The organism is Roseburia porci (assembly GCF_009695765.1).
GTDB classification, from domain to species: domain Bacteria; phylum Bacillota; class Clostridia; order Lachnospirales; family Lachnospiraceae; genus Roseburia; species Roseburia porci.
In genome coordinates this window covers 141,554-163,936 of the sequence record NZ_VUNI01000001.1, presented here as the reverse complement: position 1 = coordinate 163,936, position 22,383 = coordinate 141,554, and the positions used below count along the sequence as shown (strand labels likewise).

At 41.3% G+C, this 22,383-nt stretch carries 16 protein-coding genes; 1 reads left to right on the top strand and 15 read right to left on the bottom strand.

The features are described 5' to 3' along the window. Nucleotides 1-62 precede the first annotated feature (62 nt). Nucleotides 63-2,030, bottom strand: coding sequence for a threonine--tRNA ligase (gene thrS, locus FYJ75_RS00850; protein ID WP_154427876.1), 1,968 nt, complete (start codon nt 2,028-2,030; stop codon nt 63-65). Between the two features lie 340 nt (nt 2,031-2,370). Then, entirely contained in the window at nt 2,371-2,871 is a 501-nt protein-coding gene (locus tag FYJ75_RS00845) for an SEC-C metal-binding domain-containing protein (RefSeq protein WP_154427874.1), read from the bottom strand. Nucleotides 2,872-2,998: 127 nt separating this feature from the next. On the opposite strand from FYJ75_RS00845, the gene FYJ75_RS00840 reads away from it, so the two are divergent. After that, nucleotides 2,999-3,232, top strand: a complete 234-nt coding sequence (locus FYJ75_RS00840; RefSeq protein WP_154427872.1) for a hypothetical protein — start codon at nt 2,999-3,001, stop codon at nt 3,230-3,232. A gap of 39 nt (nt 3,233-3,271) precedes the next feature. Here FYJ75_RS00840 and FYJ75_RS00835 read toward each other — a convergent pair whose 3' ends face one another. The 13 genes from FYJ75_RS00835 to gltB all read right to left on the bottom strand — a co-directional run bounded on the left by FYJ75_RS00835 (nt 3,272) and on the right by gltB (nt 22,024). Next, complete coding sequence (locus FYJ75_RS00835; RefSeq protein WP_154427870.1) at nt 3,272-3,868, bottom strand: DUF4340 domain-containing protein; 597 nt, start codon at nt 3,866-3,868, stop codon at nt 3,272-3,274. Continuing rightward, nucleotides 3,868-6,003: a Gldg family protein gene (locus FYJ75_RS00830; RefSeq protein WP_154427868.1), complete on the bottom strand. Its 2,136-nt coding sequence runs from the start codon at nt 6,001-6,003 to the stop codon at nt 3,868-3,870. Before FYJ75_RS00830 ends, FYJ75_RS00835 begins: the two co-directional genes overlap by 1 nt. Continuing rightward, a complete protein-coding gene (locus FYJ75_RS00825) occupies nt 6,003-6,947 on the bottom strand; it encodes an ABC transporter ATP-binding protein (RefSeq protein WP_328596802.1) in 945 nt (314 codons plus the stop codon). Before FYJ75_RS00825 ends, FYJ75_RS00830 begins: the two co-directional genes overlap by 1 nt. A 183-nt stretch (nt 6,948-7,130) precedes the next feature. After that, complete coding sequence (locus FYJ75_RS00820) at nt 7,131-8,423, bottom strand: adenylosuccinate synthase (RefSeq protein ID WP_154427866.1); 1,293 nt, start codon at nt 8,421-8,423, stop codon at nt 7,131-7,133. A gap of 158 nt (nt 8,424-8,581) precedes the next feature. After that, nucleotides 8,582-9,475 (bottom strand): LysR family transcriptional regulator, encoded by an 894-nt coding sequence (locus FYJ75_RS00815; RefSeq protein ID WP_154427864.1) that lies wholly within the window; start codon nt 9,473-9,475, stop codon nt 8,582-8,584. After that, a complete protein-coding gene (locus tag FYJ75_RS00810; protein ID WP_154427862.1) occupies nt 9,475-10,344 on the bottom strand; it encodes a DegV family protein in 870 nt (289 codons plus the stop codon). The genes FYJ75_RS00815 and FYJ75_RS00810 overlap by 1 nt, the downstream gene beginning before the upstream one ends. A 12-nt stretch (nt 10,345-10,356) precedes the next feature. Continuing rightward, nucleotides 10,357-10,824 carry a methylglyoxal synthase gene (locus FYJ75_RS00805; RefSeq protein WP_154427860.1) on the bottom strand — a complete coding sequence of 156 codons (468 nt, stop codon included), beginning with the start codon at nt 10,822-10,824 and terminating at the stop codon, nt 10,357-10,359. A gap of 211 nt (nt 10,825-11,035) precedes the next feature. Then, the gene (gene groL / locus FYJ75_RS00800) at nt 11,036-12,661 is read right to left on the bottom strand and encodes a chaperonin GroEL (RefSeq protein WP_154427858.1); all 1,626 of its coding nucleotides are present in this window, start codon (nt 12,659-12,661) and stop codon (nt 11,036-11,038) included. Nucleotides 12,662-12,710: 49 nt separating this feature from the next. Beyond that, the gene (gene groES / locus FYJ75_RS00795; RefSeq protein WP_154427856.1) at nt 12,711-12,995 is read right to left on the bottom strand and encodes a co-chaperone GroES; all 285 of its coding nucleotides are present in this window, start codon (nt 12,993-12,995) and stop codon (nt 12,711-12,713) included. Between the two features lie 214 nt (nt 12,996-13,209). Beyond that, entirely contained in the window at nt 13,210-14,007 is a 798-nt protein-coding gene (locus FYJ75_RS00790) for a Cof-type HAD-IIB family hydrolase (protein WP_154427854.1), read from the bottom strand. 127 nt (nt 14,008-14,134) lie between these two features. Then, nucleotides 14,135-15,787 carry a carbohydrate-binding domain-containing protein gene (locus FYJ75_RS00785; protein WP_154427852.1) on the bottom strand — a complete coding sequence of 551 codons (1,653 nt, stop codon included), beginning with the start codon at nt 15,785-15,787 and terminating at the stop codon, nt 14,135-14,137. A gap of 174 nt (nt 15,788-15,961) precedes the next feature. Further along, nucleotides 15,962-17,455: a glutamate synthase subunit beta gene (locus tag FYJ75_RS00780; RefSeq protein ID WP_154427850.1), complete on the bottom strand. Its 1,494-nt coding sequence runs from the start codon at nt 17,453-17,455 to the stop codon at nt 15,962-15,964. 15 nt (nt 17,456-17,470) lie between these two features. Next, complete coding sequence (gene gltB, locus FYJ75_RS00775) at nt 17,471-22,024, bottom strand: glutamate synthase large subunit (protein ID WP_154427848.1); 4,554 nt, start codon at nt 22,022-22,024, stop codon at nt 17,471-17,473. Nucleotides 22,025-22,383 lie beyond the last annotated feature (359 nt).

Here is a 22,383-nt window from a genome sequence, read left to right as displayed (position 1 = left end):
ATAAAACTCCTTTCAAAAAAGGCAGGAGTTTCCGCTCCTGCCTCATCTTGCTTTTGTGAAAATTATTTCTGTTCTTCTGCCGGAACTTCTTCCTTACGGATTTCCTTTGTACGGATCTCCTTGCAGATCTGATCAATGAATTCAGACAGAGGTTTCACGCCCTCATCACCGGCAAAGCGGCTTCTTACAGATACTGTACCATCTGCCTCTTCCTGCTGTCCTACAACAAGCATATAAGGAAGTTTATCCAGTCTTGCTTCACGGATCTTATATCCGATCTTCTCAGCACGGCTGTCTACCGTTACATCCACACCATTTGCTTTCAGTTCTGCTGCAACTTTCTGTGCGTAATCCATATATTTTTCAGAAATTGGAAGCACTCTTACCTGCTCCGGGCATAACCATGTCGGAAATTTACCTGCATATTTCTCAATCAGCCATGCAAGTGTTCTTTCATAGCATCCCATAGATGTTCTGTGTACAATATATGGACGAACACGCTCTCCGTTCTGATCGATATAATACATATCAAAGTTCTCGGCAATTGCACAGTCAAGCTGGATTGTGATCATGGTGTCTTCTTTGCCATATACGTTCTTCGCCTGAATATCAATCTTTGGACCATAGAAAGCGGCCTCTCCATCGGCTTCAACAAATGGTTTTCCAGACTCTACCAGAATCTCACGCAATTTTCCCTGTGTGCTTTCCCAGTAATTGTCATCGCCAAGATATTTCTTTTTATTATTTGGATCCCATTTTGAAAGACGGAATGTTACATCGTCTTCAAGTCCTAATGTCTTTAATACATACATTGCAAGGTCAAAGCAGCTCTTTAATTCCTCTTCTGCCTGATCCGGGCGGATAACGTTATGCGCTTCTGTGATTGTGAACTGACGTACACGTGTCAGGCCATGCATCTCGCCGGAATCCTCAGAACGGAATAATGTTGATGTCTCACTCATACGATAAGGAAGATCACGATAAGAATGCTGTTCATTCTTGTATACATAATACTGGAATGGACATGTCATCGGACGAAGTGCAAATACTTCTTTGTCCTTCTCTTCATCGCCAAGAACAAACATGCCATCTTTATAATGATCCCAGTGTCCGGAAATTTTATAAAGATCTGATTTGGCCATGAGCGGTGTTCTTGTACGGCGATATCCCCACTCATTATCTTCCAGATCCTCGATCCATCTCTGAAGTTTCATGATCATCTTTGTTCCCTTTGGTGTAAAAAGTGGAAGTCCCTGTCCGATTACATCAACCGTTGTAAACAATCCCATTTCACGTCCAAGACGGTTATGGTCTCTCATTTTTGCATCTTCCAGTTTTGCAAGATGTTCTTTTAATTCGTCTTTCTTGTTAAATGCAGTACCATAAATTCTGTGAAGGCGTGCTTTTTCAGAATCGCCTCTCCAGTATGCCATAGAAGAAGAAATCAGTTTATATGCCTTTACACCTTTCGTGCTCATAAGATGAGGACCTGCACACAGATCTACGAATCCACCCTGATCATAGAAGGAGATTTCTGCATCTTCCGGAAGATCCTCGATCAGTTCTACTTTGTAAGGCTCTTCTTTTTCCTTCATGAATGCGATTGCCTCTTCTCTTGGAAGTGTAAATCTGGTGATTTCATGGCCTTCTTTGATAATCTTCTTCATCTCAGCCTCAATATTATCCAGGTCTTCTCTTGAGAATGGCTGTGAATCAAAATCATAATAAAAACCATCTTCAATTGCAGGTCCGATTGCGATCTTTGCATCTGGGAAAAGGCGTTTTACAGCCTGTGCCATGATATGAGATGCGGTATGACGGATTACCTGTAATCCTTCCGGATCGTTTGCTGTTACTATATTAAGTGCGCAGTCAGCATCAATGATAGTTCGAAGATCTACCACTTTGCCATCAATTTCTCCTGCACATGCGACACGTGCAAGTCCCTCACTGATATCTGCGGCAATTTCATATACAGATTTTGCTTCACTGTACTCTTTTACAGAGCCATCTTTTAATGTGATTTTCATACTTATCAGTCTCCTTTTTATAATATTAAAAAAGTCCCTGACACATATTTCTATGTGTCAGGGACGATTAAGCTATATCGCGGTTCCACCCTGTTTCATCTTCTCCACCTGTATGTAATCATGAAGAAAATCTCATTCCGACGATAACGGAGTCACCGGACCGGATTGGGGTCACTCAGAGCTGGTCTTCAAATACTTGTCCGTTAAGATGCTCGCACCATATGCATCTCTCTCTGAAACATTGTAAGTATTCTACTCGTCTCATCTACGTATTCACAATGTCTGTATCTCGATATCTGAACGTATTGTATACCCATTATCCATAGATGTCAAACAGAAATTATCTTCCGCAGCAATATTTATATTTCTTGCCGGATCCGCATGGACATGGATCATTACGTCCTACTTTCTTACCAACAACAACGGTTCCGGATTTCTTCTGTTCCAGATACAGTTTTCTCTTTGTCTCTTTATCGAAGATATCATCCCACATTGGCAGTTCATATAACCACTCTGCCTTTGCGTCAACCATGTTCTTGTATAATTTTTCTTTATCGAATGCAAGGCTTACTTTTGTGTCCTCTTCCATTGTATCGATTGGATTCGGAGTCACAAGGCTTTCATTGATTCCGTCTAAGAATCCTGCCATCTCAAGAACAGAAAGATTATATTTCTCTGCTAATTCTTTCACGGTTCCCTCAACAACTTCATCAGGATTTGTCAATAATTTCTCATATACTCCTTTTTCCAAAAGGAAATATCTCTGCCAGAATCTCTGAAGCTCTCCTTTATTTGCTTTTTCGTTATAGGCAATTTTCTGCCATTCCTGTAATAAAGCCATTTCTATACCACCTTTATCGTTTTTGCTATTGATTTCTTGCGAATATTATACGCATATGTTATTATACCAAAAAACAAACTATATTTCAAAGTATTTTTAACATATCCACAACAGAAAGGATCTTTCCATGAAAAAAGTAAAACAGGTTATGGCGATCGTCGGTATCGTGCTGCTCGTCGGACTTTATGTCACCACTCTGGTATGCGCAATCACCGATAACAGTCAGTCCATGAACATGTTCGCTGCTTCTGTCTTTGCAACGATCGTTATTCCGGTTCTGATCTGGGCTTACACTTTCATCTATAAACTGGTTTCCAGAAAAGATGATAAGTCCTCAGATAAGCAAAATCCGGATAAGTAGAAAACGGCTATGGGTTTTATCCCATAACCGTTTTTTATGTCAATCTGCATTTTCTTCCGTTGCTTCCGGTTCTGCCGCTTCTGTGCTCTCTGTATCCTCTGTAGCAGTAAGCGACTCAACGCTCTTCTGGAAAAGCTTTGCTGTTGTCGAATCCACAAGGTAAACTGCATCGCTTCCCTCTTCTTTCATGTAATATTCCGAAAGCATATCATTGCAATTTCCAACCAAAAGCGTGATCTTATCGTCTTTTGTTTCAATTGTAATTGTATTGGTCGGAGCATCCAGACCATAATCAGACAGATCCCCCACTTCATCCAGCTGTTCTGCAGCCGTCATTTTCGAAGCCTGTGACAACAGATCACTCACACTGTCCTCATCAATATCAACCGATGAATCTCCATCATACAGCCAGTTATCTCCATCTTTATGAAATGCGAGTGTCGTTCCATTCAGTACATAGGAAAATGCCGTCACATCATCTTTGTCAAAATCTGTGATATAGACCTTTGCAGCCTCTTCACTTGCTTCCTCTTCCTGCTTTGTCTTTTTGTTATTCATCGTCACGCCTAAATACGCCGCAACGCATACAACAAGCAATATCAGAAGAACAATAAACTGTTTTTTCTGTCTTTTCATTATTTCTTTCTCCTTACTGCCCAGATTACAATACCGCAAATGATCAGGATGATTGGGATAAAGATTGCAATGCAAAGTCCAAGCGCAACTGCGGACAGTGTTGCTACTGTCAGATTGCTCAGAGTATATTCTTTTTCAGGGATTACGCCTGCTTTCAGTTCGGTATCCCCTACCATCTTGGAAATCATGCCGGTAAACATTGCCGAGTTGTTTCCGGATACCACCTGATCACATTCATCGCTTAAGAATAAAGCACTTCCAAGTACTGCGATCTGTGTCTGTTTGTTGTCATCTACCGTCTGCTCAATTGCAAGTGCAACTGCAAATGGTCCCTGCACATCTCCGTCTTCAAATTCAGAGGTTGTGATTTCGTCCGTTGAAGTCTTTGACACTGCTGAATCCGTTGTTTCAAGTAATGGCGTATATGTGACATCATCCGTACTGTCCGGATAACTGATTCCCTCACTTACAGGTGAAAAGATATAGCTGTTTGCCACACTTGACGTATAGTCAGAGGAATCAACCTTTGGAAGCAGATAAAATGGATTGTTATTATAGTAATAGTTCGAATCATTCTCTCCGACAACACCGTTTACAAAGCTTACATTATATGCTGCCAGGATCGAATTAAAGTTCGTAAGATCCTGATATCCATAATTGCCGGCGATAATTGCCTTTCCACCATTCTGCAGATAATCAATCACTTTTTGTGCATCATCCGCATTAAAATCTGAAGTTGGCGCATTGATAATGATTGCCTGAGCGTCCGATGGCACTGCATCCTGTTTCAAAAGTTCAAGGCTCTCCAGTGTAATATTTGCTTTTTCCAATGCGGAAGTAAATGCACTGGAAAGCTCTGTTTCCCCATGTCCGGTAACCTGATATACAACCGGAAGCTGATCTGCACTCATTGTTACATACTCGATTGCGCTGGTAATCTGTCCCTCTGCATCATATCCTTTTAATTCCTGGTTATAGGAATATGTAGAATAATCCATACTCGTCTGATAATCATAAATATCATTAAAATCAACCACTCTTGAACGGTCTGCTCCGACCACGATCAGGCTGTTTGTGGTTGGTGCCTTATCGGTATAATCCTTATAAAAATATGGATTGGTAGAAGGATTAATGTATTTTACCGTTACATGTCTGGAAAGATCCTCATATCTGGTCAGCGTTTCATCCAGCTGATCATCTTTGGAAGATTCTTTGCTCAACACGTAAATCGTGACATCCTGATCCAGTGATTTCATAAAATCTTTGGTATCATCTGTCAAAGCATATAATTTGGCATACGAAAAATCCAGTGATGTGACAGAGGATGGTAACGTATTCACAAACATATTAAACACAACCGAAACCACAATTGCGATTACTACAAGACCTGCGGAAAACACACCCGTTGAGATCTTTTTTGAACTGATACTCCATCTTCTCTTCTGAATCGATTGTGTTGTCAGAAATGACAAAAGAAGAATTACCGTCAGGTAATATGCCACTCCTGTCAGATTTAAACAGCCACTGTTAAATCCGTCAAACGGCGAATACAGATCGAATGCACTCATGATTTTTGTAACGATATTTCCGCTTGAGGAAACCAGCCCTTCGATCGATTTCATCATATATCCGGCGAAAAGTACCGCAAAGGAAATGACTGCCGCTATCACCTGGCTTTCCGTAATCGATGAAATAAACATACCGATTGCGATCATCGCACAGCCAAACAGCCAGAACCCAAGAATTGAGATATAGCATTCTCCGAATGGAACTGTTCCAAATCTGGATAAAATAAGTGGAGCAAGACAGATGGCTGCTACATCGATTGTAAATACGGCTGCCATTGCAAGGAACTTGCCCATAACAATTTTTCCTACCGAAACCGGCGCAGTCAGTACAAGCTGATCCACTTTATTTTTCCGGTCTTCCGAAAAACATCTCATGGTCAGGATTGGAACTGCAATTACCATGATAAATGCAATGGATGACAGACTGTATGACAGGTACGGATATCCGTTCGCCAGATTGTATACATAAAAATAAAGTCCAAACACTGCAAGGACAGCTGCTACAAATAACCATCCAATAATATTCTGGAAATAAGATTTAAATTCACGTTTAAAAATTGCAAGCATTATTTCTGTCCTCCTTCCTGTGTCAGTTCAAGGAATACATCTTCCAGAGACTTCACAACTGCCTGCATCTGCAGGATCAGCATTCCATTATTTGCGAACTGATGGAAGATATCTTCCCTGATATCGCAGTTCTTTTCTGCTGTAACAAGGAACGCACTCGTCTGTGGCTCCTGTGACGTCTTTTCTTCTACTTTGACAGCCTGTGGAATTTCTTTCAGCAGCTGCTTTGCCTTCTCCGTCTCTCCCTTGATCGTAAGTTCAATCTCCTGGGCTCCTGACATCAGGTTAACCAGATTCTCGGTAGAATCACTTGCTACCAGTTTTCCTTTTGAAATAATAAATACATGATCACACACAGCACTGATCTCACTTAAAATATGTGAACTCAAAATGATCGTATGTTTTTTCCCGAGTTCTTTGATCAGATCTCGGATCTCGATGATCTGCTTCGGATCAAGTCCTACGGTAGGCTCATCCAGAATGATTACTTCCGGGTAACCCAGAATAGCCTGGGCAAATCCAACTCTCTGCCGATATCCTTTCGACAGATTCCGTATCATACGGTTCTGTACATCGAGTATTTTTGTTGTCTGCATGGCCTCTTTGACATAATTGGCTCTCAGACTGCGCTCCAGTTTCTTCAGATCAGCCACAAAATTCAAATACTCCTTTACTGTCATATCCATATATAATGGCGGCAGTTCCGGAAGATATCCGACACATTTCTTTGCCTCTTCCGGCTGGGCAAATATATCGTATCCATTGATTTTGACTTCCCCGCTTGTTGCACCAAGGTATCCGGTAATGATATTCATGGTAGTTGATTTTCCCGCACCATTTGGTCCCAAGAAGCCATAAATCCTGCCCGGCTCTACGGTCAGGCTCAGATTATCAACTGCTACATGATCACCGTATTTTTTAACAAGATTGTTAATTTCAATCACAGTGATTTCCTCCTTTATTTTTTCATTCCCAACAGATAGTTTACGGAATAATCATGGTGAAAAAGTGGTAAAATTGTGACCAAATTGTGAACACACATAGGGGAAAACCTTTTCTTCTAAAGCAAAAACAGTCCACTGCACACCCGATTGTGTACAGTGGACTGTTTCATCCAATACCGCTTATTATTTTTTAAGTGGAGACTCACGGAAGATGATATCTTCTCTTCCTGGTCCATTTGAAACCATTGTGATTGGGAATCCGATCTGCTCTTCAATAAATTCAACATATTTTCTGCAGTTTTCCGGAAGATCCTCATATTTTTTGATTCCGCGGATATCACATTTCCATCCCGGCAGCTTTTTAATTACAGGTTTTGCTTTCTCTAACTTATATGTTACAGGGAAATCTGTTGTAACCTCACCATCAATATCATATCCAACACATACCGGAATCTCATCCAGATATCCAAGTACATCAAGAACTGTAAAGGCAACGTCTGTTGTTCCCTGAAGACGGCATCCATATTTTGACGCAACACAGTCGAACCATCCCATACGTCTCGGACGTCCTGTTGTTGCTCCGAATTCTCCGCCATCGCCACCACGACGTCTTAATTCATCAGCTTCATCTCCAAAGATTTCACTTACGAAAGCACCTGCTCCTACTGCTGAAGAATAAGCTTTACATACAGTTACAATCTCTTTGATCTCATATGGAGGAAGACCAGCTCCAATTGCACCATATGCTGCTAATGTAGATGAAGAAGTAACCATTGGATAAATTCCGTGATCCGGATCTTTTAATGTTCCAAGCTGTCCCTCTAAGAGTACAGTCTTGCCTTCTTTTAATGCTTTATCCAGATATGCAGATACATCACATACATAAGGAGCTACCATATCACGGTATTCATGTAAAGTCTTTAACAGTTCATCCGGATCGATCAGTGGCTTGTGATATAAATGTTCAAGAATAACATTCTTCTGTACTAAAACACGTTCGATCTTTTGTTTTAATCTGTCATCATCAAATAACTCGCTTACCTGGAAACCATTTTTTGCATATTTATCTGAATAGAAAGGCGCAATACCTGATTTGGTAGAACCGAAAGATTTTCCTCCCAGACGTTCTTCCTCATACTGATCAAATAAAATGTGATACGGCATAACAATCTGTGCTCTGTCAGATACCAGAATCTTAGGCATCGGAACATTTCTGTCCGTAATTGACTTTATTTCATTGAACAGAACCGGAATATTAAGTGCAACACCATTTCCGATAATGCTTGTGGTATGACTATAAAACACACCGGATGGCAGAGAATGTAAGGCAAATTTACCATAGTTATTCACGATGGTATGTCCTGCGTTTGCTCCTCCCTGAAAACGAACGATAATATCCGCTTCCTCTGCAAGCATATCTGTAATTTTACCTTTTCCTTCATCGCCCCAGTTGGCACCGACTACTGCTTTAACCATTGTACTTACGACCTCCTAGATCATTCATCATATTCATGTCATCATTTAGACACAAAAACGGACAGGCTGTAAAAACCTGTCCGTTTTTACTTTCTGATTATAGAGTAAAAAATGGCATAAGTAAAATCAATGTTTTTTATGTGTGGTATAAGTCTATATTATATCTCTTGTTTTGTCAGCGTTTGGAAGAGTTTTCTGGCAGCTGTGGACATTGGAATTTTGTCGTTATAAACAATGCAAAACTCTCTCTTTGGAATCTCTTTGTCGAATTGAAGTTCAAACAGTTCCCCTTCTTCGATTGCCTGTTTTGCAAAATCTTCCACAACACTCGCAACTCCAAGACTTCTTTTGGCGAACTGGATCAGCATATCACTTGTTGCAAGTTCAAACTCCGGTTGCAGCATTACATGCTCTTTTTCCAAAAACTCTGCCACATATCTGCGTGTGGAAGTATCTCCCTCAAGACACATGACCGGAAGATCCGATAATTCCCGATAGCGGAGTTTTTTGCCTTTCAGATATTCAAATTTATGCCCAGCGACAAAAATATCCCGAATTTTCCGTACCGGGATCTGTATGCATCCATGTTTTGTTATGACCGGTGTACTGACAACTCCAAAGTCAATTCTTCCGTCCTCCAGATACCCTAATGTCTCCGGTGTCGGAGCATTTGTCACCGTAACCTTGATATCCGGATACTTTTCATGAAACTGTTCCAGATAAGACAAAAGATAAAACTGCAGCGTCATATCACTCGCTCCAATACAGATCTCTCCACCTTCCAGATCCAGAATCTCACTCAGCTTCCGTTCTCCTGCAAGTATACTTTCATAGCCTTTTGAAACAAATGAATATAAAACCTCTCCTTCGCTGGTCAGCCGGACTCCTTTTGCCATTCGCACAAAAAGTTTGCAGCCAAGAGCCTTTTCCAGATTCTTGACTGCCTGTGATACCGCAGGCTGTGAGATGGAAAGCACCTCTGCTGCCTGTGTAATACTCTGATGTTTTGTTACGTAATAAAAAATTTTATAATATTCTAAATTAATATCCATCATTCTGCATCTATTTTCTTAGAACATGCAATTGCAAGTGCTCCAGGTCCGATATGACAGGACACGCTTAAAGATAACGGATTCAGCACGATCTCATTATTCGGGAATGCAGCCTGCACCTCCTCCTTGAATGCAAGTGCCGCATCAAGATCTTTGGTATATGCCATCTCCAGATTTATCTTTGCACCATCTGCACTTCCAAATCTTGTTTCCATATCTTTTTTCATGGCTTCGATCATAATATTCTTTGCCTGTTTCACAGTACGTGCCTTTGCGAAAGCATCCAGACGTTCTCCCTGGATCTGCAATACCGGTTTTAATTTCAAAAGTGTACCAAGGGCTGCCGCTGCCGGAGTAATACGTCCGCCTTTTTTCAGATAATCAAGCGTATCTACCATGATATAGATGGAAGAATCAAATTTCTTTTCTTCTAAGATGTTTTTAATCTCTTCTGCATTTTTTCCCTGCTCTGCAAGCTGTTTTGCATCCAGTACAGACTGTCTCTGTGTTACAGAAATTCTCTGGTTATTGACAACCTGTACTTTTCCATCATAATCCTGAGAAAGCATATAGGCTGTCTCGCAGGAGCTGCTGAGTCCGGACGACATCGGAATATATACAATCTCATCATATTCCTTCAAAAGCTCGTCCCACTTATCTGTTACATCTCCAACTAACGGCATAGAGGTCTTGATTTCTCCACCCTGCTCCAGTTTCTCATAAAACTGTTCCTGTGTCAGATCAATATCTTCATAATACATCTGTCCATTGATATAAAATGGCATTGGCATTACAACAACACCAAGATCTTTCGCTTCATTCTGCGTGATGCCACTATTACTGTCTGTTACTACGATAACCTTACTCATATTCTCCTCCAACTACAGCGTCTCGGAACGCTCTTTGATATTTTTATGAAAATTGATCACATCATGATCATACTCTTTCTCCATGTAAATGGATGTGATCATAAAATCTGCAGATGCTTTGTTGACAGCCATCGGAATATCATACACCTGTGCAATTCTCATCAATGCTTTTACATCCGGGTCATGTGGCTGTGCAGTAAGCGGATCTGAGAAAAATACCACAAAATCAACCTTTCCTTCTACGATCTTTGCTCCGATCTGCTGATCTCCACCAAGCGGACCACTGTTATATCCACGCACCGGAAGTCCTGTTTTATCTGTAATCATCCGGGCGGTTGTTCCTGTTCCGCAAAGGAAGTGTTTCTCTAAAATTGATTTATGATTCTGGCACCACTGTATCAGTTCTGCCTTTTTACCATCGTGTGCAATCAGTGCAATATTTTTCTTTTTACCAATTGTTAATGTGATAAAATCGTCCATATTTTTATCTCCTGTCTTCTCCTTTTTAAGGGGTTCCCCAAATGGAAAAATCCGCTTATGGATATGAGTATAACATAGCGAAAAAAAAATGAAAAGCCTTAACATTCCTTGGTTTTTCAAGGTTTTATGTCATGGCTTTTCATCTTATTTGTTGTGGTTTTTAATACCACTTCAACTGTTCATTTATGCCTTATTCCTGCACATGCAGATTTTACATCATTCCGCCCATTCCGGCTCCGCCTGCTGGCATAGCTGGAGTATCTTCTTTGATGTTTGCAACTGCTGATTCTGTTGTCAGTAAAGTAGATGCTACGGATGTTGCATTCTGAAGAGCACTTCTTGTCACTTTTACAGGATCAAGGATTCCGTTCTCTACCATATCAACATATTCTTCTGTTGCAGCATTAAATCCAACGCCTGGTTTGGATTCTTTTACTTTGTTAATGATAACAGCACCTTCAAGTCCTGCGTTTGCTGCAATATAGAATAATGGAGCTTCCAGAGCTTTTAAGATAACCTTAGCACCGGTCTTCTCATCGCCTTCTAATGTATCAGCCAGCTCAGATACTTTCTTGGAAGCATGGATGTATGCAGATCCACCACCTGCAATGATTCCTTCTTCGACTGCTGCTCTTGTTGCATTCAAAGCATCTTCCATACGAAGTTTTGCTTCTTTCATCTCTGTCTCTGTTGCTGCACCTACACGGATAACAGCTACACCACCTGCCATCTTTGCAAGTCTCTCCTGAAGTTTCTCTTTGTCAAATTCAGATGTTGTCTCTTCAATCTGTCCACGGATCTGTTTGATTCTTCCCTGGATTGCATCTTTATCACCAGCACCATCAACGATAACCGTATTTTCTTTTCCAACTTTAACAGATTTTGCACGTCCTAACTGATCCATTGTAGTATCTTTCAGTTCCAGACCAAGATCAGAGCTGATTACCTGACCACCTGTCAATACGGCGATATCTTCCAGCATTGCTTTTCTTCTGTCACCATATCCAGGAGCTTTTACAGCTACTACATTGAATGTTCCACGTAATTTGTTTACGATCAGTGTTGTAAGTGCTTCGCCTTCTACATCCTCAGCAATGATCAGTAATTTGGAACCAGACTGTACGATCTGCTCTAACAGTGGAAGAATCTCCTGAATATTTGAAATCTTCTTATCTGTAATAAGGATATATGGATCATCTAAGGTTGCTTCCATTTTATCCATATCTGTGCACATATATGCGGACAGATATCCACGATCGAACTGCATACCTTCTACAAGGTCAAGTTCTGTCTGCATTGTCTTGGATTCCTCAATTGTGATAACACCATCGTTGGATACTTTCTCCATAGCATCCGCAACCAGATTACCAACTTCTTCATCTCCAGCTGAGATAGCTGCAACTTTTGCGATCTGATCTTTGCCTTTTACCTTCTGGCTCATTTCTTTTAATGCAGATACAGCAGCATCTGTAGCTTTTTTCATACCACGTCTTAATACGATTGGATTAGCACCTGCTTCCAGGTTCTTCATTCCTTCCTGAACCATAGCCTGTGTCAGAACGGTTGCTGTTGTTGTACCATCACCGGCAACATCGTTTGTCTTGGTTGCAACTTCTTTTACAAGCTGTGCTCCCATATTCTCGAAAGCATCCTCAAGCTCAATCTCTTTTGCAATGGTAACACCATCATTTGTAATAAGTGGAGCTCCGAAAGATTTGTCTAAAACTACGTTTCTTCCTTTTGGTCCGATTGTAACACGTACTGTATTTGCTAATTTGTCAACACCAGCGCCTAATGCTGCTCTTGCTTCTGATCCATATTTAATCTCTTTTGCCATATTTAACGACCTCTTTCTTTTCTAATTTTAATAATCACAAATCTCTGTATTATTCAACAACAGCAAGAATATCATTTTGTCTTACGATAATGTATTCTTCTCCGTCAAGTTTAACTTCTGTTCCTGCATATTTGGAGTAGATTACTTTCTGTCCAACTTTAACCTGCATTGTAACTTCTTTGCCATCAACCATTCCGCCAGGTCCTACTGCAATAACTTCTGCCTCCTGTGGCTTTTCCTGAGCTGCACTTGTTAAGATGATACCAGATTTGGTAGTCTCTTCTGCTTCCACCTGTTTTAAAACAACTCTGTCAGATAATGGTACTAATTTCATGATTGCTGCCTCCTTGTTCTATAATTAGAAATCATATTTTCTGTAGTTATTAGCACTCATTTTCATCGAGTGCTAACCGATGGTCTTATAATAGATTTTTCCACCGTGAATCGCAACCGGATATTTGTTATGTATTTTAAATCTATTCTCTCATTTTCTCTTTTATACTCTCGTTTTCTCGTTTTTTCATTATTATCTTATTTTTATACTTTTTTTATAAAATAAGTCCGTAATGTTCCATTGCCTGTTTTACCCCATCTTCATGAAGCGGTGCAGTCACATATTCTGCAATCTCCTTGATCTGTTTTGTTCCGTTTCCCATTGCAATTCCGTGTCCGACTGCTTCGATCATATCCAGATCATTAACGCTGTCACCAAGCGCATAGGTGTCCTTCACATCCACACCAAGCATTTCGCATAATTTATGAATTCCCGTTGCTTTCGAAGTGCCTTTTGGGATAAATTCTACTACCTGAAATTTGTCTCCCGGATGTACCAGAAAATCCATCTCATCTTCCAGCTCTTTCCGAACTGCTTCAAAATTGCTGTCCGGCATAATGTCTGCGCTGAATTTATTGATGACATAGTCTTTTCCATAACCCGTGATTGGAACAAGATATTCGCCCATTTCCTTTCGAATAATCTCAACAAACGGATCATCCGCGAAAGCGTCCTCATCTGTCCAGTGATAGACCGGTCCCTCCAGAATTACCGGCATACGGTTTGCTTCCAGAAGTCCAAGTGCTTTTTGAACCAGCTCCTGGGAAAGCAGATTCTGATATAACACTTTTCCATCCATCTCAATATGGTTGCCACACGCTGCTATAATTCCATCAAATCCCAAAGACAGCAGTTTCGGCGAGCGGATATTCGCCCTTCCTCTTCCTGAGCAGATAAATGTTTTATATCCCTTCTCTTTTAACTTTTGTATCGTCCATACTGTACTTTCCGGTATATTCATGCGATTGTCCCAGATTGTTCCGTCAATATCAAAAAAGATTATCTTCTGCATCTTAATATATATGCTCCTTCCATAAGCAGATAAAAAGGGTGTTAAAAGTATCCGCTACCTTTAACGCCCTTTCTCTAACGCTTATGTTCTATTATATCGTTCTTCCCTGTATTTCACAACCATATTTTTAACGTTTTCCAGGTCCCATGGCACTTCTTGTATAATTCGTTGTATTAACCGAATCTACTGTAATACTCTCCGACTGCTCACCATAAGTAAACGTATAGGTTTCTCCTTCTGTAAGATCTGCAGAGCTTAAGATCACACTGTCTGCATCCTTCACCGGGGTATACGTGAATACGGTATTTCCATTACTGTCACTTACCGTCACCTCAGTTCCTTTTGTTACCGTCTGTGAAAATACGTACATAATGGAAGTCTGTGTCGAAGATGCATCAACTGCCTCCAGCATATCTGACATTCCGATTGCGATCACATTACCACCGTTAATCGTAAGAATTCCCCCATTTTCCGTACCATAATCCAATGCAGAATCTCCCCCTCCGGATGGTCCATCTACGTAAACAGTTCCGCCATTGATTGTAATGTTTCCATTTGAATCAATTCCGTCCCCCTGTGCATTGACATGGATGCTGCCTCCATTAATGGTAAGCTCCGGAGTCGTTGTTGTATCTACCTGTGAATCCGATTCTTCCGAATCACTGTCCTTGTTTTCTTCCTGTTCCTGCGGCATGTCAGACGGGGCTTCTCCCATCTCTGTGCCTTCCGGCATCTGTGGCATGTCTCCCATCGAACCATCTGAATTATCCGGCATTTGTGGCATATTCTCTGAAGAGCCCGCTGTATCCGAATCATCCGGCTTCTGTGGCGGTTCGGCTGAGCCATCCGCATTCTGCGGCTGCTGCATTCCACCGCCCATACCAAATCCATTCTGGCTGCCTCCGTTTGCATTGATTCCGTCATCACTGGATGTGATATCAATCTGTCCATCATTGATCGTAATCATATGCCCTTCAAGCCCCTCAACAGATTCTGAAATTGTAATACTTCCATTATCTACGGTAAGTTCTCCATCTGCATGGATACCATCATCACCGGCTGCGATTGCATAGCTTCCATCTGAAACTGTAATGTTCAGATCCGAATGAAATCCATCCTCTCCTGATGTCACATCATATGTTCCGGAGATCAGACTCATTTCCTGTTTCGATTTCACACCATGATGCACCGCATTTACTGTCAGCTGCACATCCTGAAGTGACAGAGTTCCTTTTGTCTGGATTCCATTATAAATATTTCCGGTCACATTCAAAGAACCGGTACCACTGATCGTCAGGTTTCCTTTTGTAAAAATAACAGCCTTCTGTTTATTTTTATAGGTTCCATCTTCGTCCAGATCGTCTTCATCAGCAGTAAAGTCCTCTGTTCCGCTCACCAGAGTATTGTCGGTTCCATCGGCAACAATCACATTGACCTCTGCACTGTCTTTTGAAAATATCACATCTCTTTCACTGCTTGTGATATCAACGCCATTTAATGTCACATTAACCGTACCTTCTGAAACATCGATTACAATCCTTCCATCGGAAAGACTTCCACTGAACGTATAATCTCCCGGGTTCGTAATTGTGATCACCTGATCTTTTACGGTCACTCCACCGCCTTTTATCTTTATACCGTCATCTGCCAGGCTGATCACAGCACTTTTTTCGGCTGTCTTTGATGTATTCTGCCCAATCTGCATCATAAGTATGATTACTGCTGCCACAAGTATACTGATCGTAACCACTATGACAGCCTGCTTTTTCTTCTTACTCATATTGAATCTCTACCTTTCTGTCCGGGATTCTGCTACTCCCTTGCTGCGTTTCATGGTAAAGGTTTCATCTGACGGTTATGTGAACATCATCTGAATATTTTCTATTTTCAGAACAAAAAAACCTTTTGGAAAATGTTTTTTCACTTTCCAAAAGGCCTGTTTTATCATTGTATTCTACTGGATAGAAAGATAAGAGTAACCCATCAGGCTTTCATCAACCTCACGTGCAACTTCTCTTCCCTCACGAATTGCCCATACAACCAGAGACTGTCCACGATGTGTGTCACCAGCTGCATAAACATTTTTCACATTTGTTGCATAAGAACCTTCTTTTGTTGCCACATTGGTGCGCTGAGTCATCGAAACACCGAATGCATCGGAAACATATTTCTCTGTTCCAAGAAATCCTGCGGCGATCAAAACAAGTTCTGCTGCAATCTTGCTTTCTGATCCCGGTACTTCAACCATTGTCATGCGACCGGTTGCTTCATCTTTTTTGCTCTGAAGCTTGACAATTGTAATCCCGTTCAGATTGCCGTTTTTATCTTTGTGGAACTCTTTAACGGTAGTCTGATAAATACGAGGATCATGTCCGAATACTGCAATTGCCTCTTCCTGACCATAGTCTGTCTTTAAGACTTTCGGCCATTCCGGCCATGGATTGTTTGCAGCACGCTCTACTGGAGGCTGCGGCATCATCTCAAGCTGTGTTACCGATTTAGCGCCCTGGCGGATTGCTGTACCAACACAGTCATTACCGGTATCACCACCACCGATGATCACAACATTCTTTCCTTTTGCTGAAACATATTTTCCATCTTTCAGATTGGAATTCAAAAGACTCTTTGTTGTCTGGGTCAGATAATCCACTGCAAAATAGATTCCTTTTGCATCTCTTCCGACTGCCTTGATATCACGTGGATTTTTCGCACCACAGCAAAGAATCACACGGTCAAAATCTTTTAAGAGATCTTTGGCTTTTACATCCACGCCAACATTTACACCAGTCTTAAATACCACACCTTCTGCTTTCATTACATTGATTTTCCGGTCAATGATATGCTTTTCAAGCTTCATATTCGGAATACCATACATCAGAAGTCCTCCGACACGATCTTCTCTTTCAAAAACCGTAACTGAATGTCCTCTCTGATTCAGCTGGTCAGCTGCTGCAAGACCAGATGGTCCGGAACCGATAACCGCTACTTTTTTGCCAGTATGTACTCTTGGTATCTTCGGAGCTGCATATCCTTTTTCATATGCTGTCTCAATAATACCATGCTCATTATCACGGACTGTAACAGATTCTCCCCAATGTCCACAGGTACAAGCCTTTTCGCAAAGTGCCGGACATACTCTTGACGTAAATTCCGGGAAGTTGTTGGTCTTGTGCAGACGGTTATAAGCCTGCTCCCAGTTGCCTGTATAAACCAGATCATTCCATTCCGGAACCAGATTATGAAGCGGGCATCCGGATGTCATTCCTGCCAGTGTCATTCCAGACTGACAGAACGGAACTCCGCACGCCATACAGCGTGCAGCCTGTTCTCTTTGTTCTTCTTCTGAGAGAAAAGTGTGGAACTCATTGTAATTGCAGATTCGTTCCTTTGGTTCAACCGATTTTGCTGTCTCTCTCTCATATTCTAAAAATCCTGTTGGTTTTCCCATTGTGCTTTTCCCTCCTTAATTTTTTGTATTTGCATAAAATGCTTCAATCTGAGCCTGTTCTGCATTCAATCCTTTTTCTTCCATCTGAACAATTGCCATCAGCATACGATTATAATCATATGGAATTACTTTCTTGAATTTTGGCAGATATTCACTGAAGTTATCCAGGATTTCTTTACCTTTTTCGGAATTGGTCAGTGTCACATGCTCTTTGATCATGTCTTTCAGTTCCAGGACATCATACTTATTAGTTACTTCTTCGGTAAATACCATGGATTTGTTGGTTCTCATATAAAGGTCATTATCTTCATCCAGAACATAGGCAACTCCACCGCTCATACCTGCTGCAAAATTCTTTCCAGTCTTACCAAGTACAACAACACGTCCACCTGTCATGTATTCACATCCATGATCACCAACACCTTCGACAACTGCTGTTGCTCCGGAGTTACGTACACAGAAACGCTCACCTGCAACACCATTGATAAATGCCTTACCACTTGTTGCACCGTAAAGTGCTACGTTACCAATGATAATGTTTTCATCTTTTTTGAACTTCACACCTGCTGGCGGATAAACAATCAGTTTACCGCCGGATAATCCCTTACCGAAATAATCGTTGGAATCACCGATCAGTTCGAGTGTCAGTCCCTTTGGAATGAATGCACCGAAGGACTGTCCTCCTGCACCATTACATTTTACAAGGAATGTGTCCTCATCCAGAGTATCATCATATCTCTTTGTAATTTCAGATCCAAAGATTGTACCAAATGACCGGTCTGTATTCGTTACCTCTGTCTCGATCATTCTCTTCTGTTTCTTCTCAAGCGCCGGTTTTAACTGTTTCAGAAGAACTGTGATATCTTTTGTCTTTTCAAGTTCGAAGTCATATACATGTTTCGGATCAAAAATAACCTTTTCCTTCGGTCCGGCAAACGGATTACTTAAAATCTTTGTAAGATCCAGCTTCTCTTCACGCTCGGATAATTCATCACGTACCTTTAAGAGATCGCTTCTTCCTACAAGCTCATCTACAGTTCTGCATCCGAGTTTAGCCATGTACTCTCTTAATTCTTCTGCGATAAAGCGCATGAAGTTCTCGACATACTCCGGTTTACCCGCAAAACGTTTACGAAGCTCCGGATTCTGTGTTGCAATGCCTGCCGGACAGGTATCCAGGTTACATACACGCATCATAACGCAGCCCATTGTTACAAGCGGTGCTGTTGCAAAACCAAATTCCTCTGCTCCAAGTGCTGCTGCAATTGCAACGTCACGTCCGCTCATAAGCTTACCATCTGTCTCGATACGAACTTTATTACGAAGTCCGTTCATGATCAGTGTCTGATGTGTCTCTGCAAGTCCAAGCTCCCATGGAAGTCCGGCATTATGGATAGAACTGCTTGGTGCAGCTCCGGTACCACCATCATATCCGGAAATCAGTACAACCTGTGCACCGGCTTTTGCAACACCGGCAGCGACTGTACCAACACCAGCTTCAGATACCAGTTTTACAGAAATTCGTGCATCTCTGTTTGCATTTTTCAGATCGTAGATCAACTGTTCCAGATCTTCGATTGAATAGATATCATGATGTGGTGGAGGCGAGATCAAAGACACACCTGGTGTGGAAAGTCTTGTCTTCGCAATCCAAGGATATACTTTCTTTCCTGGAAGATGTCCTCCTTCTCCAGGTTTTGCTCCCTGTGCCATCTTGATCTGAATCTCCTGTGCACTGGTCAGATATCTGCTTGTTACGCCAAAACGTCCGGATGCAACCTGTTTGATTGCGGAACATCTGTTGAGTCCGTCCGGTCCAATTGTAAGACGGTCTTTATCCTCACCACCTTCACCGGTATTGGATTTACCATGCAGATGGTTCATTGCGATTGCAAGTGTCTCATGTGCTTCCTTTGAAATTGATCCGTATGACATTGCACCGGTTTTAAATCTGGTTACAATGGAATCCACGCTTTCAACTTCTTCGATCGGAACACCTTTCTTCGGATAATTGAAATCCATCAGACCACGGATATTGGTATTCTTCTCTTCTTCATCCACAAGATTTGTATACTGTTTGAACAGTTCATAATCACCTTTTTGTGTAGACTGCTGGAGAAGATGGATTGTTGCAGGATTGTAAAGATGTGCATCTGCACCGCTTCTCATCTTATGACGACCCTTGCTGTCTAATGTAAGATCCGTCTCAAGTCCGAGTGGATCGTACGCTGCTGAATGCAGTGTATTGACATCATTCTCAATGTCTTTCATTGTGATACCGCCGATACGGCTTACTGTATTCGTAAAGTATTTATCAATTACACTCTTATCAATACCGATTGCTTCAAAAATCTTTGAGCCCATGTAAGACTGGATCGTTGAAATACCCATCTTAGCTGCAATTTTAACGATTCCGTTAATGATTGCACGGTTGTAGTCATTGATTGCTGCATAATAATCCTTGTCGAGCATATGCTCATCAATCAGCTGTTTTACGGTATCCTGTGCAAGATATGGGTTGATTGCACTTGCACCAAAACCGAGCAGTGTTGCAAAATGATGGACTTCTCTTGGTTCTCCGGACTCTAAGATCAGAGAGAGCGAAGTTCTCTTTTTCGTCTTAACCAGATACTGCTGAAGCGCAGATACTGCAAGCAGTGACGGAATTGCCACATGGTTCTCATCCACACCTCTGTCGGAAAGGATGATAATATTCGCGCCATCCCGGAATGCACGGTCGGCTTCGACATACAGACGCTCTACTGCTTTTTCAAGGCTTGTGTTCTTATAATATACAATCGGAATCGTCTCTACCTTAAATCCCGGAACCTTCATGGAACGGATCTTCATCAGGTCGGTATTCGTCAGGATCGGATTCTCTACACGAAGTACTTTACAGTTCTCCGGCTTGTCCTCAAGCAGGTTTCCGCCTGATCCAATATATACAGTTGTTGATGTAACGACTTCCTCTCGAATGGAATCGATTGGAGGATTGGTTACCTGTGCAAACAGCTGTTTGAAGTAGTTAAACAACGGTTCCTGGTTGCCAGAAAGTGCTGCAAGCGGTGTATCCGTACCCATTGCCGCGGTTCCTTCTGCTCCATTTGCAGCCATCGGAAGAACATTGTCTTTTAATGACTCATAGGTATATCCAAAAGCTTTCTGCATTCTCTGACGTTCTTCTTTGCTGTACTCCGGAACTCGCTCATTCGGGATCTTTAAATCCTCAAGCATTACGATATTTCTGTCTAACCATTCACCATAAGGCTCTTTGCCAGCATATTTTTCTTTCAGTTCATCATCATCGATCACTCTTCCGTTCACGGTATCAACAAGAAGCATCTTACCAGGTCTTAATCTGTCTTTTACAACAACCTTTGTCGGATCAACATCAAGTACACCAACCTCGGAAGATAAAATCAGCTGATCATCATCTGTGATGTAATAACGGGAAGGACGAAGTCCGTTACGGTCAAGTACCGCTCCCATAATGTCACCATCGGAAAACAGAATAGATGCAGGTCCATCCCAAGGCTCCATCATTGTTGCGTAATACTGATAGAAGTCCTTCTTTTTCTGACTCATCATCTTGTTGTTTGCCCATGGTTCCGGAATCATGATCATAACTGCAAGCGGAAGCTCCATTCCACTCATAACCAGAAATTCCAGTGTATTATCAAGCATTGCAGAATCAGAACCCTCTGTATTGATTACCGGAAGGATCTTCTGGAATTCTCCTGCCAATGAGTCGGATTCCATGGTTTCTTCACGTGCTAACATCTTATCTGCATTACCACGGATCGTATTGATCTCACCATTATGTACAATAAATCTGTTTGGATGAGCTCTCTCCCAGCTTGGATTTGTATTGGTTGAGAATCTGGAATGTACCGTTGCAATTGCTGACTCGTAATCCGGATCCTGAAGATCTGCGAAAAACTGTCTTAACTGTTCTACTAAGAACATTCCCTTATATACGATTGTTCTGCTTGAAAGAGATGCCACATAAGTATCATCATTGGACTGTTCAAATACACGTCTTGCAATGTATAATTTGCGATCAAAGTCAAGGCCTTTCTTTACATCATGAGGGCGTTTGATAAATGCCTGCATGATATATGGCATACAGTCAAGGGCTTTCTTTCCAATCTTGTCGGCATGGATCGGCACTTCTCTCCAACCCAGGAATTCCATTCCCTCTTTTTCGATAATGACCTCGAACATTTTCTTGGCCTGATTTCTCTTAAACTCATCCTGTGGGAAGAAAAACATACCAACACCGTAATCTCTTTCTTCTCCAAGTTCAATTCCTAAAGGCTTAACTGCCTTTGAGAAGAATTTATGGGAAATCTGTAAAAGGATACCAACACCATCACCCGTTTTACCATCTGCATCTTTACCAGCTCTGTGCTTCAGGTTCTCTACGATCTTCAAAGCATTCTCTACTGTCTGATGTGTCTTAATACCTTTGATATTAACGACAGCACCGATACCACAGTTGTCATGCTCAAATTTTGGATCGTACATGCCAACAGCTTTTGCTGTGCTTTCATTCCACTGTTCTTTCATCGCTTTATCCTTTCCTGATTAAATGATTATTTTTATTAATTAAAATCATACCCCATCGCTTTAGTAAAGTAAAGAGCTTTTTTCTCGCTATTGTCAGATTATTTATTAACTTCATTTATTAAAGCTTATTTTCTGTCTATTTCATGTGTTTTTTGTTATTTTAATCTTCATACAAACAATTTCATCAAAATATTTTTTAAACTTTTTTCTTTCTTTCGTGCAAATATAGCCTTGTTTTTAAAATTGTGTCTAAATTGTGTATCTGATTTTCATGGTCAAATCGTGTTTTGTTACTCAGTGAATGGCAAAATTAAAGACACCAGACCTTTTCCTTTCCTTCGAACTGATCTGATGTCTTT